The following is a 13,703-nucleotide window of genomic DNA, read 5'->3' as shown; positions in this document are numbered from 1 at the left end:
TGTGCCGCTCAAAAATTTCGTCTGGTTCCTCATTCTCAGGAGTTTCTATGTCCCTGGTTCGTCCACACGGCAGTGTCGAGCTGCAGCCGCGCTTTGTCTACGATGCCGAGCGCCATCACCAGCTCGCGCATGAAGCGGAGTCCCTGCCTTCCATCGTTGTAAGTTCCGCTGCGGCGGCGAACGCCGTGATGTTGGGTGCCGGTTATTTCAACCCGCTGCACGGCTACATGAACCTGGCGGATACCCTGAGCGTTGCGGAAACCCTGCGCACCGTTGACGGCCTGTTCTGGCCGGTACCTGTAGTGAACATGGTGGAAGACACTTCCGCGATTGCCGGCGCCAAACGCATTGCCCTGCGCGACCCCAACGTGGAAGGCAATCCAGTACTGGCGGTGATGGACGTTGAAGCCATCGAAACGGTGACCGACGAGCAGGTAGATACCATTGCCGAGCACGTATTCGGTACTCTGGATGGCGCCCACCCCGGTGTTGCTACCTTTAAGGGTGCGGGCCGTCAGCTGATTTCCGGTTCAATTGAAGTGCTGAATTTCAGCTACTTCCAGGCGGACTTCCCGGATACCTTCCGTACCGCGGTGGAAATTCGCAATGAATTTGTCGAGCACGGCTGGAGCAAGGTTGTTGCTTTCCAGACCCGTAACCCGATGCACCGTGCTCACGAAGAGCTGTGCAAAATGGCTCTGGATGCGGTCGATGCGGATGGTGTACTTATCCACATGCTGCTGGGCAAGCTGAAGCCGGGTGATATTCCTGCCCACGTGCGCGATGCAGCTATCCGTAAAATGGTGGAAGACTACTTCCCCAAAAACACCGTGATGGTGACCGGGTATGGATTCGACATGCTGTATGCGGGCCCGCGCGAAGCGGTTCTGCACGCGGTGTTCCGTCAGAACTGTGGTTGTAGCCATTTGATCGTTGGTCGTGACCACGCCGGTGTTGGTGATTACTACGGCGCGTTCGATGCGCAGACCATCTTCGATGACAAGGTGCCCGAAGGCGCGCTGGAGATTGAAATCTTCCGTGCAGACCACACCGCTTACTCGAAGAAGCTGAATCGTGTCGTGATGATGCGTGACGTTCCGGATCACTCCAAGGAAGACTTCATTCTGCTGTCAGGCACCAAGGTCCGTGAGATGCTGGGTAACGGTGTTGCACCGCCCCCGGAGTTCTCCCGTCCGGAAGTTGCGCAGATTCTGATGGATTACTATCAAAACCTGTAATTCGCAGGTTTATTGAGGTTGCTCGAGTGATACATGCAGTACTCGAGCGACACAAAAAAGGCGGGTTGTAACCCGCCTTTTTTGTGTCTTGTGGCAGTGCATTTACACTGCGTGCGCTTAGCGGTGTGTAACCCCTTCCGGCGCGGGTGTCGGGGTCGGGGCGGAAGCTTCCTTCTCCAGGCCAAACTCTTCCGATAGTGTGCCTTTGGCGCCAGGCTCTTTGGGTGCCCAGTCGCGTGGGGGCAGCACATTCAGCTCTTCGTTGCGGTCGCTCAGTTGGCCGCTGCCTGCTTCGAGCATCTGTCGGCCGATGTCCTGGCTGGACAGACGCATTGCGCTGTTGGCCAGATATTCGTGAACGTCTCGGTAGCTTTCGGTGAGGTTGTGGACCAGTTGCGCCGTCTGATCAAAGTGTTCATTTACCTGAAGCTGAAAGTCTTCCAGTTTGGTGTTGGCTTCTTTCAGGCGCAATTCCAGTTCCTGGGTGCGGTCAATGCTCTGGCGCCCGCGCGTGGCTAGAAACGCCAGCAATGCGCCTAGGGTCAGGCCGATCACGCCCACCAGAATTAAAACCGAAGTTGAGTGCACGATACTTCCTCCTCTTAGAAAAATGGCACCGGCCATTCCGTGGCGGCGATCTTATTATACGCAATTCCGTCCACTGCGCTGTGGCGGTGTTTGTGCCAATTTGTGGGGGATTTGGTAAAGTGCGCGCCAGTCGACCTGTAGTCGGCCCTTCCGCTTGAGCCTGTGGCGCCAAAGATAGGTGCCCGGTGGCTTCTCCTCGGCAGTGTCGCCTTGATATATATGAACGGTTTCTCTTAGATGGTCACGGAACAGCATCAGCCTGCCCAAATAGCGTCCTCTCGGCGCTTATCTCCAATGGAGCGCTACCAGCGCGACCTGCAACGCCCCGATTTTATGGAGGACCCTGCCCAGCGTGCGGCAGTGGCGGAGTTGCAGGATTTGTATGAGCGGTTGCTTGCGGGCGAGCGAGAGGGTGGGTTGATCGCGCGGGTGCGCCGTCTTTGGGGTGGGCCGAAAGTGCCAGAGAAGGGGCTGTATTTCTGGGGCGGTGTCGGGCGCGGCAAAACCTACCTTATGGATGCTTTTTATGAGTCGCTGCCTTTTGAGCGCAAGCAGCGCACGCACTTCCATCGTTTTATGCGCGAGGTGCACCGTCAGTTGAAGACCCTGGCGGGGCAGAAAAACCCGCTGGAGAAGGTGGCAGATCGCATAGCCGAGCGCGCGCGCGTGCTGTGCTTTGACGAGTTTTTTGTCTCGGACATCACCGATGCAATGATTCTGGCCAATCTACTGCAGTCGCTGTTCCAGCGGGGGGTTACCCTGGTTGCCACCTCAAACATCGTGCCGGAGGGCTTATATCGCGATGGCTTACAGCGTGCGCGCTTCCTGCCCGCGATTGATCTGCTGCTGACCCACACCAAAGTGGTCAATGTGGACAATGGGGTGGACTACCGCCTGCGTGCCCTGGAAATGGCTGAGCTGTATCACAGCCCGTTGGATGAGGATGCGGATGCCAGTCTGGCGCGCTCCTTTAGTAGTCTGATGGTGGAGGGGGCTGAGGTGCGTGAGCAGGTCACGCTGGATATCGAGGGCCGCCCCATCGTCGCTGTACGTATCGCCGATGATGTGGCGTGGTTTGAATTTGCCGAGTTGTGCGACGGGCCGCGCTCCCAGAATGACTATATCGAGCTGGCTCGTGAGTTTCATACGGTACTGTTGGCGAATATCCCGCAGTTCAACGAGCGTACCGAGAGTCAGGCGCGGCGCTTTATCAATCTGATCGATGAATTTTATGACCGTGGCGTCAACCTCGTGGTGTCGGCGGCGGAGCCGATTGAGCGTCTTTATGGCGGGCGTCAGCTGCGCTTCGAGTTTGAGCGCACGGTAAGTCGCTTGCAGGAGATGCAGTCCCGCGAATACCTGGCGCAGCCGCACCGCGCGGAATAGCGCGCTGTTCCTTTATATCCAGTCGCGCTAACGGGTGTTGAGTGGGCGCGCAGCGCGTGAACGGGCTGTTCACAAGTTGCTCAATTTTGTGCTTGAAAACCCCATGGCGCTTATGTAGTATTCGCGCTCTTTTCGTGGGACGGCCCCCATTTCGGGAGCCATATACAGGTGTTTTATAACATGAAGACTTACAGTGCCAAGCCGGAAGCGGTCACTCGCGACTGGTACATTGTTGACGCTGCGGACAAGACTCTCGGCCGTATTTCCGCCGAGATCGCCCACCGCCTGCGCGGCAAGCACAAGCCTGAATACACGCCCCACGTGGACACCGGTGACTACATCGTAGTAATCAACGCCGAAAAGGTCCGCGTGACCGGCAATAAGGCCAAAGACAAGATCTACCACAGCCACTCCGGCTACCCTGGTGGTCTTAAATCCATCAGCTTTGAGAAGTTGATCGACAAGGCGCCTGAGCGCACTATCCAAAGTGCTGTGAAAGGCATGCTCCCTAGAGGCCCTCTGGGTCGCGCCATGTTCAAGAAATTGAAGGTGTACAAGGGTAGCGAACATCCTCATGCGGCCCAGCAGCCGATTGAACTGTCGATCTAAACGGAATCATTCTCATGGCAACTACTCAATACTACGGTACCGGCCGCCGCAAGACCTCCACCGCTCGCGTATTTATCGCGCAGGGTGAAGGTAAAATCAGCGTTAACGGTCGTTCCCTGGACGAATACTTCGGCCGCGAAGTGGCGCGCATGATCGTGCGTCAGCCGCTGGAAATGGTCGACATGGTCGAAAAATTCGACATCAACGTTACTGTGAAGGGCGGCGGTTCCTTTGGTCAGGCGGGTGCTATCCGTCACGGCCTGACTCGCGCTCTGATGCAGTATGACGAGTCTCTGCGTCAGCCGCTGCGTGCAGCTGGCTACGTTACTCGCGACGCTCGTGCAGTTGAGCGTAAGAAAGTCGGTCTGCGCAAGGCGCGTAAGAAGCCGCAATTCTCCAAGCGTTAAGCGAGAATTTCTTTTTTCAGGCCCGGCAAATGCCGGGCTTTTTTTTGTTCGCGTTTTTGTGTTTGTGCTTGGGTGTGCTGCCTTGCTGTGCAAAAAGTCGCCAGTTTGCTGCGTGATTGCCGACGTTCGCCTCGGGATTCACCTTGTATCAAATTGGCATTTTCTTTAACATTGCGCGAATTTCTATCCGCTTGCACTTGGGGTTTGGCCATATTGTCCTATGGCTGAGCAGGCGGGCCAGTTGTAGGGGAGTTTCTGTTTTAAGTCTCTGATTATGTGACGGTACGCTATTTGCCGTTACACGGGCGCTCTGTTCTCTCTGGTTTTCGGCCATTGGAGCTGTATCGTCATTGCCAACGCGTGGGATTCCCTGATTTACCTGCGTGATATGGCTTTTAGATTCTTGACAGTTATTTTCCGGAATTTTGGGTTTGGGCCAGTCAGTCTCGAGCTTGCATATGGCAGGTTACGGGGCGCTGTGATGGGAGATCTACGTCATGAGTGATGACGGTGTAAATGTGGGGCGTCGTCGATTCCTGACTGCCGCTACCTCCGTTGTGGGTGGTGCCGGGGCAGTGGGGGTTGCTGTACCTTTTGTCGCCTCCTGGAATCCGAGTGCCAAGGCTAAGGCCGCCGGCGCACCAGTTAAGTACAACATTGCCAAGCTGGAGCCGGGCCAGATGGTCACCGTTGAATGGCGCGGTAAGCCCGTTTACGTGGTGCGTCGTACCCAGGAAGTCCTGGACAACCTGACCAAGGTTGATCCGTTCCTGCGTGATCCTGAGTCTCAGGAATCCACCCAGCCGGCGTATGTTGACCCGGAAAATCGTGCAATCAAGCCGCAGACTCTGGTGCTTGTTGGTCTCTGTACCCACCTGGGCTGCGCGCCCATGTATCGCCCGGAAGTGGGCACTGCCGATCTGGGCGGTGACCAGTGGCAGGGTGGTTTCTTCTGTGCCTGTCACGGCTCCAAGTATGACCTGGCTGGCCGCGTATATACCGGTGTTCCGGCTCCGCTGAATATGGAAGTACCTCCCTATTCCTATGACGGGGATGATGTAATCGTAATTGGTGTAGATCAGGAGGGCGCTGCATGAACTGGCTAACCGCACTTGGCGATTGGGTCGACCAGCGACTGCCGATCTACCGCGCGTGGGATACCCATATGGGTAAATACTACGCGCCTAAGAATTTTAACCTGTGGTACTTCTTTGGTGTGCTCTCCATGCTGGTTCTGGTGAACCAGCTGCTGACCGGTATCTGGTTGGTGATGAGCTACACGCCCACCGCAGAGGGCGCCTTCGCCTCCGTTGAATACATCATGCGCGATGTAGAGATGGGGTGGATCATTCGCTACCTGCACTCCACGGGCGCTTCCGCCTTTTTCGTAGTGGTCTACCTGCACATGTTCCGCGGGCTCATGTACGGTTCGTACAAGCCACCGCGTGAGCTGGTGTGGATTTTCGGTATGTGCATCTATCTGGTGCTGATGGCCGAGGCCTTCATGGGCTACGTACTGCCCTGGGGCCAGATGTCCTACTGGGGTGCACAGGTAATCGTATCCCTGTTCGGTGCTATCCCGGGCATTGGTGAAGACCTGGTGCAGTGGATTCGCGGTGACTACCTGATCTCCGGTATTACCCTGACGCGCTTCTTCTCCCTGCACGTGATTGCGCTGCCGCTGGTTCTGGTACTGCTGGTTGTGTTGCATATCCTTGCGCTGCACGAAGTGGGCTCCAACAACCCCGACGGCATCGATATCAAGAAGAACAAGGACGCGAATGGCGTGCCGCTGGACGGCGTTGCCTTCCACCCGTACTACACCGTGCACGACCTGGTTGGTATCGCGGTATTCCTGTTTGCCTTCTGTGTAGTGGTGTTCTTCTTCCCGGAAATGGGTGGTTTCTTCCTCGAGTACGCCAACTTCGAAGAGGCGAACCCGCTGAAGACGCCTGAGCACATCGCGCCGGTTTGGTACTTCACGCCGTTCTACGCAGTGCTGCGTGCGGTGACCATCGATATTGGCCCGCTGACTGCGAAGTTCCTCGGCCTGGTAGCTATGGGTGCAGCTATTGCAATCCTGTTCGTGCTGCCTTGGCTGGACAAGAGCCCGGTACGTTCCATCCGCTATAAAGGCTGGTTGCCGAAGGTTCTGTTGCTGGTATTCGCGGCGATCTTCATCATCCTGGGTTACCTGGGTGTGAAGTCCCCGACCCCCGGACGTAATTTCCTGGCACAGGTAGCGACCCTGTTCTACTTCGCCTTCTTTGTGACCATGCCGATCTGGACCAACCCGACCAGCCGTAAGGGCATGCTGTCCTGGATTGTGAGCGGCGCATTCGGCTTTATGTTCCTGTGGATGGCGGTGGCCAACTGGGGTGCGAGCCTGTTTGTAGGTCTGCTGTCCCTGGTGTTTGCGGTGTTCTTCGGCATCCTGCCGTGGCTGACCGATCGCGATGTGGTACATCCGGAGCCTGAGCGTGTTACCAGCCCGTCTGGTGCCAAGACGTTCATTACTCTGTTCGCCGGTATCATTGCTGTGCTGCTGCTGACCTTTATCCCGATCAAGGCGGTTGGTGCTTCCAGTGACATCGAGCTGGACTACATCAAGACCGACCTGACCGACAAGCCTTCCTTGCAGCGCGGCGCCAAGTACTTCGTGAACTACTGCATGGGCTGTCACAGTGCCAACTTTTCCCGCTGGGAGCGTGTGGCCACGGATCTGGATATCCCAAACGAACTGATGCTCGAGTACCTGGTACTGGGTGACGCCAAAATTGGTGATCTGATGGAGATCTCCATGAAGCCGGACGATTCCAAAGTCTGGTTTGGCGCCACTCCGCCGGATCTGACCCTGGTGGCGCGCGCCCGTTCGCCAGAATGGCTATACACTTACCTGCGCAGCTTCTATAAAGATGACAGCCGTCCGCTGGGTGTGAACAACAAGGTTTTCCCTAACGTTGGTATGCCGCACGTGCTGATGGAGCTGCAGGGCCTGCCGGAATGCGCCCCGGGTCCGAAGCGCGATCACGGCAAAGTGGTGCGTGACGAAATGGGTAACCCGATCATGGATGCCGATTGCGGCAGCCTGCGGGTTGGCGACGTGAAGGGCACTATGGATGAGGTGCAGTACGATCAGGCGGTCTACGACCTGGTGAACTTCATGGAGTATATCGCCGAGCCGATGGCAGAAACCCGCAAGCGCATTGGTTTCTATGTGCTGGCGTTTATTCTGGTGTTCTTCATCTTCGCTTGGCTGCTTAACCGCGAGTACTGGAAAGACGTACACCACTAAGGTTAAGCCTGAGAATTTTTCGGGTGGTGGGCCGCCGCTTTGTCGGCACTAGCTCACCACCCGTTTTCTATTTTTGAATGTTTTGGCCGGACTAGCTCCGGTCAGTAGATTGAGGTAGTTCCATAATGGGTGTGCCGACCAACAAGCGCTCCTCCATGACCTTCTTTTCCGACGGTCGTTGTCACTTCAGCCACCGCGTACGCATTGTGCTGGCGGAAAAAGGCGTTTCTGTCGAAATCATTGACGTTGACCCCGATGACAAGCCAGCAGAGCTTGCCGACCTCAACCCCTACAACTCTCTGCCGACTCTGGTTGATCGTGATCTGGTGCTGTTCGAGACCAAGGTCATGATGGAATACCTGGACGAGCGCTTTCCGCATCCGCCGCTGTTGCCGGTATATCCGGTAGCCCGTGCGCAGAGCCGTCAGATCATGCATCGCATCGAGCGCGACTGGTGCCCGCTGGTGGACAAGATCCTGGCCGGTGGTAAGGATGTTGCTGCGGCGCGTAAAGATCTGCGCGATAGTCTGGTGGGTATCGCACCGATGTTCACCGATCTGCCGTACTTCTTTAATGAGGAGTTCTCTCTGGTAGATTGCTGTATGGCACCACTGCTGTGGCGTCTTGATCAGCTTGAAGTTGCGCTGCCGAAGACCAAGCAGGCCAAGCCACTGCTGGACTACATGGATCGCCTGTTCGCCCGTGAAGCCTTCCAGCAGAGCCTGACCGAGTTTGAGCGCGAAATGCGCGCCTGAGGTGCTGATTGAATAAGCCGCCGATGACGTCCAATCGCCCGTACCTGTTACGGGCGTTTTACGAGTGGATAACCGACAACAAGTGCACGCCCTATCTGTTGGTGGATACACACCTGGATGGTGTGCTGGTTCCCCAGCAGCACGTCAATGAAGATGGTCAGATCGTGCTGAACGTATCGGAAACGGCGGTTGTTGGTCTCACCATGGACAACTACGCTATCCGCTTTAACGCTCGCTTCGGTGGCGTTCCGACCGATATCCAGGTACCGGTTGGTGCGGTGGTGGGGATCTATGCCCGTGAGAATGGTCAGGGCATGGTATTTGAGCCGGAAGAAACACCGGAACCGCCAGAGCCGACACCGCCAACGACCCTGAAAAAGCCGTCTAAAAAGCCTGCACTACGCGTAGTGAAGTGATTTTCCATGGGTGCCCCGATCAGTGGGGCACCTGCTGGCGCTGAATATAACTCAAGCGCTGCCTTTCTCCTGTCGATACCCTGTGTAACTCTCGCTTAAATTCTTTTGGCGTAAAAATTGACGCCGTAATCCTGTTATTCATTGGTGAATTTGCTGGCACCTTCCGATACTGCTATCAAGCCGTGTACAGGAGGAGCCCAAGTGAGACTACTGAGCCATACCATTGGAATATTCACCAACCCGGATAAAGAGTGGCAGGCAATCCGATCCGATAAACACTCGTTCGTACAGGTGTTTTTGAGCCACGTCCCGATTCTCGCGCTGATACCTGTCGTTTCGGCCTACATAGGAGTCACCCAGGTCGGGTTTGCTGTCGGTGACAACGTGCAAAAGCTAACGCCCGGTAGCGCGCTTAGCCTCGCCATCATTACGTATTTTTCTCTGTTATTCGGCGTGTATATCTTCGGTGAGTTTATCAATTGGATGGCGAAGAGCTTCAAGGTTGAGGGTGACGAAGAGACGCGCCATTACGAAGGCACTGCGCTGGCCGTGTTTGTGACAACGCCCATCTTCCTGGTTGGTTTTATTGGGCTCTATCCGAACCTTTGGTTGAATGCGGCCGTCACACTGATTGCTACCGCGTATTCGGTTTACCTCATTTATGAGGGCATTCCGATTTTGATGAACATCGATAAGGAGCGTGCGTTTGTTTACGCATCGTCGGTGATTACGGTGGGCTTGGTGCTGCTGGTAACGGTGCGGATTGGAACTGTCATTCTTTGGAGCATGGGAATAGGCCCTGTATACCAAAACGAGTGACCCTCAAGCTGACTTGAGGGTCACTCGTAAGCGGGCGTGGCCTGTTCAGGTTTACGCCGGTTTTGCCGTTTACGCGGTTTCTGCCGGGGCCTGTGAAGGTCTGGTTGCCTGCGCAGCCGCGGTTAACGTGAGTGGGGGCATAGGGCAGTCCAGGCAGTCTGCGATGGCACGCAGTAGCTCCACTTCACGGCCGTCGACGATTCCATCGTGACTCATGGTTGTCGCCAAAGCCTTAAGCAGTGCCGGTTTTTGCAGCGCGGGGGTATCTCGCGCGATTGCAACCGCCTTATCCAACCTCTGCAGTGTCATATCTCCACGTGCGGGAAGTGCTACCGCGCCCATCCCCAAAAGATGTACACCTGCTTCAAATGCCCGCTTCGCAGCAAGGTAATCCGAACAGTCTGCATGTGCCATGGTCGCGAGCAGGAACTGGTGTGCATCGGCAAGGACTTTTGTGCTTTTTTTCGTTGCACCAAGTTTGCGATGTCGATCTGGGTTATGTTCCAGGCCGTGTATCAGTACTCGATAAAGCGCCCACTCCCAGATTTCTATTTTGCCATCGGCGCGCAGCAACTTGATGACATTGCGTTTGAATATCTGAAATTGTTGCGGCGCCAGCGACTTCAGGGCTGGAATACACAGGTCCAATAGGGGGAGACGAAGATGCGTCCCGATCTGTGCCAGTTCCGGTGCCAGCTTTTCAAATTCCCGCAGCACGGCTGGGTGAGCGATCTTGGCAAGTAAATCCAGCTGGGCTGCGCGATGTACTGACGCTTTCTCGTCGGCAATCAGTAGGCCGTAGACGAGTGCGCGTGCTGCAAAGGGATCATGCGCCGCCGCCTTCAGCAGCGAGGGTATTTCCGCAAGTAGTACCTTGCCTTGCGCACACTGCTGGTGAGAGGGGTTGGCGATATTGTTATCGACCACCTCAACGATGTCCGCAAGCGTAGCCTGATAAGGATTACTTGCGGTGTCGGCCGCAGCGCTAGCCGGCTTCTCCCCACTAGTCGCGTTGTGCGGGCTGTGCATATGCGAGACCGCCGCCGGGTCCGAGTCTGCCATGGCCGCGATACTGCTTTCACCGGTGTATGCGCCTGTCTGCCACTGTGGATCGAGACGGGTTATACGCGCATCCAGGGGGGGGTGCGTTGCGAATAGACCGGCAAAACTCGCCTTCAGTCCGCTGGCGAAGTACATGTGGCTGAATTCACTGGCGTTGGTGGCTTGCAGGTTTGAGCCAGGCACATGCTGAGCAATTTTTTTCAGCGCGCCGGCAATGCCCTGTTTGTTACGCGTAAATTGCACGGCTGACGCATCCGCTAGATATTCGCGCTGACGGCTCACTGCGGACTTGATCAGGTTGCCAAAAAAAGTACCGGTGTAGCCAATGGCGACGAGCCCCATACCGGCAGCAAACACCGGCATGCGGCCACGGCTGCTGCGACCGCCCCAGTAACTACCGCGCAGTAGCCAGCTACCCACCAGGCCGATAACAAGAATGCCGTGAAGGAGCCCAACAATCCGGATGTTGAGGCGCATATCGCCGTTAAAAATGTGGCTGAATTCGTGAGCTACAACACCCTGTAATTCGTCCCGGTCGAGCTGTTCGATGCAGCCGCGGGTCAGGCCAATCACTGCATCGTTTGGGGAGTAACCGGCGGCGAAGGCGTTGATGGCTCCGTCTTCAAGGATGTAGACGTCGGGTACCGGAGTACCGGAGGCCAGCGCCATCTCCTCAACCACATTCAGAGCGCGTTGTTCCGCGAGACCATCGGGGGAGGTGTTTATTTTTCGCCCGCCCAGGGATTCGGCAACTGCGCGCCCACCGCCAGCCAGCTGGCGCAGTCGAAACAGGCTCGCCAAGCCGACGATGGCTGTGATCGTAATTGCGATCCCGGCGACGGTCTCCCAGCCCAGATGGCTGATGATCCCGACAAGTGATGTGTCTACCGCCGGATCGCGCAGATCCGAGTAGCTTGCAAGAAAGGCGACGAACACTGTGGTAATCGCCACCAGCCCGATAACCGCGGCGGAAAACAGCGTAATAAGCACGCCGCTGTTGCGCCGGGCCTTGTCCTGATATTCAAAAAAATTCATCGGTGGTTAGCCCCGAAATCAGAACTCTACGCGCGGCGCAGCCTGGAATGCTTCGGAGTCCGCGAACTCCAGTAGCTTGCCATTTTCCCGGTGGCCGAAAAATCCAGCAAAAAATACCGGCGGGAAACTTTGGCGGAAAATGTTGTAGGCGGTAACACCGTCGTTGAAGGCCTGACGTGCGAAGGAAACTTTGTTTTCTGTGCTGGTCAGTTCTTCCATAACCTGCTGGATGGTTTGGTTCGCCTTGAGGTCCGGATAGGCCTCCATCACCACATTGAGCCGTCCCAGGGCATTGCTGAGTAGCCCTTCGGCGTTGCCGAGGTCGGCAATCGCGGCGGCGTTACCCGGGTTGCTGGAGGCGGCCTTGAGACCTGCCATCGCGGTGTTACGCGCAGAGATGACCGCTTCCAGGGTTTCGCGCTCATGCTTCAGGTATGCCTTGGCCGATTCCACCAGGTTGGGGATCAGGTCGTAGCGACGCTTCAGTTGTACTTCGATCTGGGCGAAGGCGTTTTCATAGCGGTTTTTCAGTGAAACCAGGTTGTTGTAAATACTGATGACGTAAAAAACGACTGCCGCCGTAGCAACCAGCCATACGATGGTAGAAATTTCCATAGAGCTCGAATTTCCCTGTAAGTGTGTACCTGGCGACGCATGTGGCCACAAGGCTGTGGGTAATACGCGAAATCTGCTGGTAAATAGTGGATTCGGTCATTGAGATTGATCCGCATCGGTTTATTCCAGCGCCGAGCTTGATACTACCATGGACCGTACAACGAAAGGCGGATAGCCCTCGCGCCGTGGTGGTGGGTTATAATCCGCCACCAAATTGCGTTTTCCCGCAATATTGGTCAGCCTTGCCGGGTAATTCCCGCTAGATTCGGAGTGAAATCAGTATGAGCGAGCAAGTTAAGGACCCCGTGGTCATCGTCGGTATCTCCCGTACGCCTATGGGTGGCATGCAGGGAGCCCTTTCTGGCCTCAGCGCCCCGGAGCTGGGCGCAGTTGCGATTCGCGGTGCGCTGGCCGATGCCGGTGTGGATGCCGCCGATGTCGACGAGGTGCTGATGGGGTGTGTACTGCCCGCGGGTGTTGGTCAGGCACCGGCACGCCAGGCGTCTCTGGGCGCGGGAATTCCCCAGGCTACCCCGACCACGACCGTGAACAAGGTCTGCGGCTCCGGTATGAAGACCGTCATGATGGCGCGTGACGCCCTGTTTGCCGGTGATGCGAAGGTCGTTGTTGCTGGTGGTATGGAGAGCATGAGTAATGCCCCATACATGCTGCCCAAGGCGCGCGGCGGTATGCGCCTGGGCCATGGTCAGGTGCTGGACCACATGTTTGTGGACGGGCTGGAAAACGCCGCCGATGGCCAGTTGATGGGCAATTTCGCAGAAAATACCGCGGACAAGTACAGTTTCTCCCGTGAAGAGCAGGACGAATTCGCGATCGAATCCCTGGCCCGCGCCAATGCGGCGATTGGGTCGGGCGCGTTCGAGCGCGAGATCGCCCCGGTAACTGTACGCAGTCGTAAGGGTGACGTGGAAGTAAGTGTGGATGAAGCGCCCGGCAATGCGCGTCCAGACAAGATTCCGGCACTGCGCCCTGCGTTTCGCAAGGACGGTACCGTAACCGCCGCGAACGCCAGCTCTATTTCTGACGGTGCCGCAGCGTTGGTACTGATGCGTGAGAGCGAAGCCAAGGCCCGCGGTATCAAGGTGCTCGCGGTATTGCGTGGCCAGACCCAGTTTGCCCATGCGCCGGAGTGGTTTACCACGGCCCCAGTCTCCGCCATGGCGAACCTGCTGGAAAAAACCGGCTGGAGCAGCACCGATGTTGATCTGTTCGAGATCAATGAGGCATTCGCGGTAGTTACCATGGCGGCGATGAAGGACCTGGATTTGCCGCGTGCGAAGGTAAACGTGAATGGCGGCGCCTGCGCACTGGGTCACCCGCTTGGTGCCAGTGGTGCCCGGGTGATCGTTACCCTGTTGGCGGCGCTGGAAAATCGCGACCTGAAGAAAGGCGTTGCCAGCCTGTGTATCGGTGGAGGTGAAGCGACGGCTGTTGCGATCGAGCGTCCCTGATTAAGC

The 13,703-nt window shown here is 56.6% G+C and carries 14 protein-coding genes; 10 read left to right on the top strand and 4 right to left on the bottom strand.

The features are described from left to right. Positions 1–47 precede the first annotated feature (47 nt). Positions 48–1,238 (top strand): sulfate adenylyltransferase, encoded by a 1,191-nt coding sequence (sat, locus tag KUV22_RS13720; RefSeq protein ID WP_222232022.1) that lies wholly within the window; start codon positions 48–50, stop codon positions 1,236–1,238. A 117-nt stretch (positions 1,239–1,355) separates the two neighbouring features. Here the strand turns inward: sat and KUV22_RS13715 are convergent, their stop codons facing one another. Beyond that, positions 1,356–1,826 (bottom strand): YhcB family protein, encoded by a 471-nt coding sequence (locus KUV22_RS13715; RefSeq protein ID WP_077405956.1) that lies wholly within the window; start codon positions 1,824–1,826, stop codon positions 1,356–1,358. 294 nt (positions 1,827–2,120) lie between these two features. Here KUV22_RS13715 and zapE point away from each other — a divergent pair, with 294 nt between their 5' ends. The 3 genes from zapE (at position 2,121) to rpsI (ending at position 4,228) form a co-directional block, all read left to right on the top strand. Continuing rightward, positions 2,121–3,212, top strand: a complete 1,092-nt coding sequence (gene zapE, locus KUV22_RS13710) for a cell division protein ZapE (RefSeq protein ID WP_222232020.1) — start codon at positions 2,121–2,123, stop codon at positions 3,210–3,212. 180 nt (positions 3,213–3,392) lie between these two features. Next, positions 3,393–3,821 carry a 50S ribosomal protein L13 gene (gene rplM, locus KUV22_RS13705; RefSeq protein ID WP_222232018.1) on the top strand — a complete coding sequence of 143 codons (429 nt, stop codon included), beginning with the start codon at positions 3,393–3,395 and terminating at the stop codon, positions 3,819–3,821. Between the two features lie 14 nt (positions 3,822–3,835). Then, a complete protein-coding gene (rpsI, locus tag KUV22_RS13700; protein WP_043317418.1) occupies positions 3,836–4,228 on the top strand; it encodes a 30S ribosomal protein S9 in 393 nt (130 codons plus the stop codon). On the opposite strand, the gene KUV22_RS13695 is transcribed toward rpsI, so the two are convergent. Beyond that, a complete protein-coding gene (locus KUV22_RS13695) occupies positions 4,225–4,440 on the bottom strand; it encodes a hypothetical protein (protein WP_222232016.1) in 216 nt (71 codons plus the stop codon). The genes rpsI and KUV22_RS13695 overlap by 4 nt on opposite strands. 285 nt (positions 4,441–4,725) lie before the next feature. Here KUV22_RS13695 and petA point away from each other — a divergent pair, with 285 nt between their 5' ends. The 5 genes from petA to KUV22_RS13670 all read left to right on the top strand — a co-directional run bounded on the left by petA (position 4,726) and on the right by KUV22_RS13670 (position 9,513). Further along, positions 4,726–5,325 carry a ubiquinol-cytochrome c reductase iron-sulfur subunit gene (gene petA, locus KUV22_RS13690; RefSeq protein WP_077405950.1) on the top strand — a complete coding sequence of 200 codons (600 nt, stop codon included), beginning with the start codon at positions 4,726–4,728 and terminating at the stop codon, positions 5,323–5,325. After that, entirely contained in the window at positions 5,322–7,523 is a 2,202-nt protein-coding gene (locus KUV22_RS13685) for a ubiquinol-cytochrome c reductase (RefSeq protein ID WP_222232013.1), read from the top strand. The genes petA and KUV22_RS13685 overlap by 4 nt, the downstream gene beginning before the upstream one ends. A gap of 125 nt (positions 7,524–7,648) precedes the next feature. Further along, on the top strand, positions 7,649–8,278 hold the full coding sequence (locus tag KUV22_RS13680; RefSeq protein ID WP_010132516.1) for a glutathione S-transferase N-terminal domain-containing protein: 630 nt from the start codon (positions 7,649–7,651) through the stop codon (positions 8,276–8,278). 23 nt (positions 8,279–8,301) lie between these two features. Further along, positions 8,302–8,694, top strand: coding sequence for a ClpXP protease specificity-enhancing factor (locus tag KUV22_RS13675; RefSeq protein ID WP_222232012.1), 393 nt, complete (start codon positions 8,302–8,304; stop codon positions 8,692–8,694). Positions 8,695–8,895: 201 nt separating this feature from the next. Then, the gene (locus tag KUV22_RS13670; RefSeq protein ID WP_222232009.1) at positions 8,896–9,513 is read left to right on the top strand and encodes a Yip1 family protein; all 618 of its coding nucleotides are present in this window, start codon (positions 8,896–8,898) and stop codon (positions 9,511–9,513) included. Positions 9,514–9,582: 69 nt separating this feature from the next. Here the strand turns inward: KUV22_RS13670 and KUV22_RS13665 are convergent, their stop codons facing one another. Both KUV22_RS13665 and KUV22_RS13660 read right to left on the bottom strand, forming a co-directional pair. After that, positions 9,583–11,610, bottom strand: coding sequence for a M48 family metallopeptidase (locus tag KUV22_RS13665; RefSeq protein WP_222232007.1), 2,028 nt, complete (start codon positions 11,608–11,610; stop codon positions 9,583–9,585). Between the two features lie 18 nt (positions 11,611–11,628). Beyond that, positions 11,629–12,225 carry a LemA family protein gene (locus KUV22_RS13660; protein ID WP_222232005.1) on the bottom strand — a complete coding sequence of 199 codons (597 nt, stop codon included), beginning with the start codon at positions 12,223–12,225 and terminating at the stop codon, positions 11,629–11,631. A gap of 281 nt (positions 12,226–12,506) precedes the next feature. Here KUV22_RS13660 and KUV22_RS13655 point away from each other — a divergent pair, with 281 nt between their 5' ends. After that, positions 12,507–13,697: an acetyl-CoA C-acyltransferase gene (locus KUV22_RS13655; protein ID WP_222232003.1), complete on the top strand. Its 1,191-nt coding sequence runs from the start codon at positions 12,507–12,509 to the stop codon at positions 13,695–13,697. The last annotated feature ends 6 nt before the right edge of the window (positions 13,698–13,703 follow it).

Origin of the sequence: Microbulbifer agarilyticus (genome assembly GCF_019800665.1) — a bacterium.
Taxonomy (GTDB): domain Bacteria; phylum Pseudomonadota; class Gammaproteobacteria; order Pseudomonadales; family Cellvibrionaceae; genus Microbulbifer; species Microbulbifer agarilyticus_C.
This window is presented reverse-complemented; position numbering and strand designations above follow the sequence as displayed.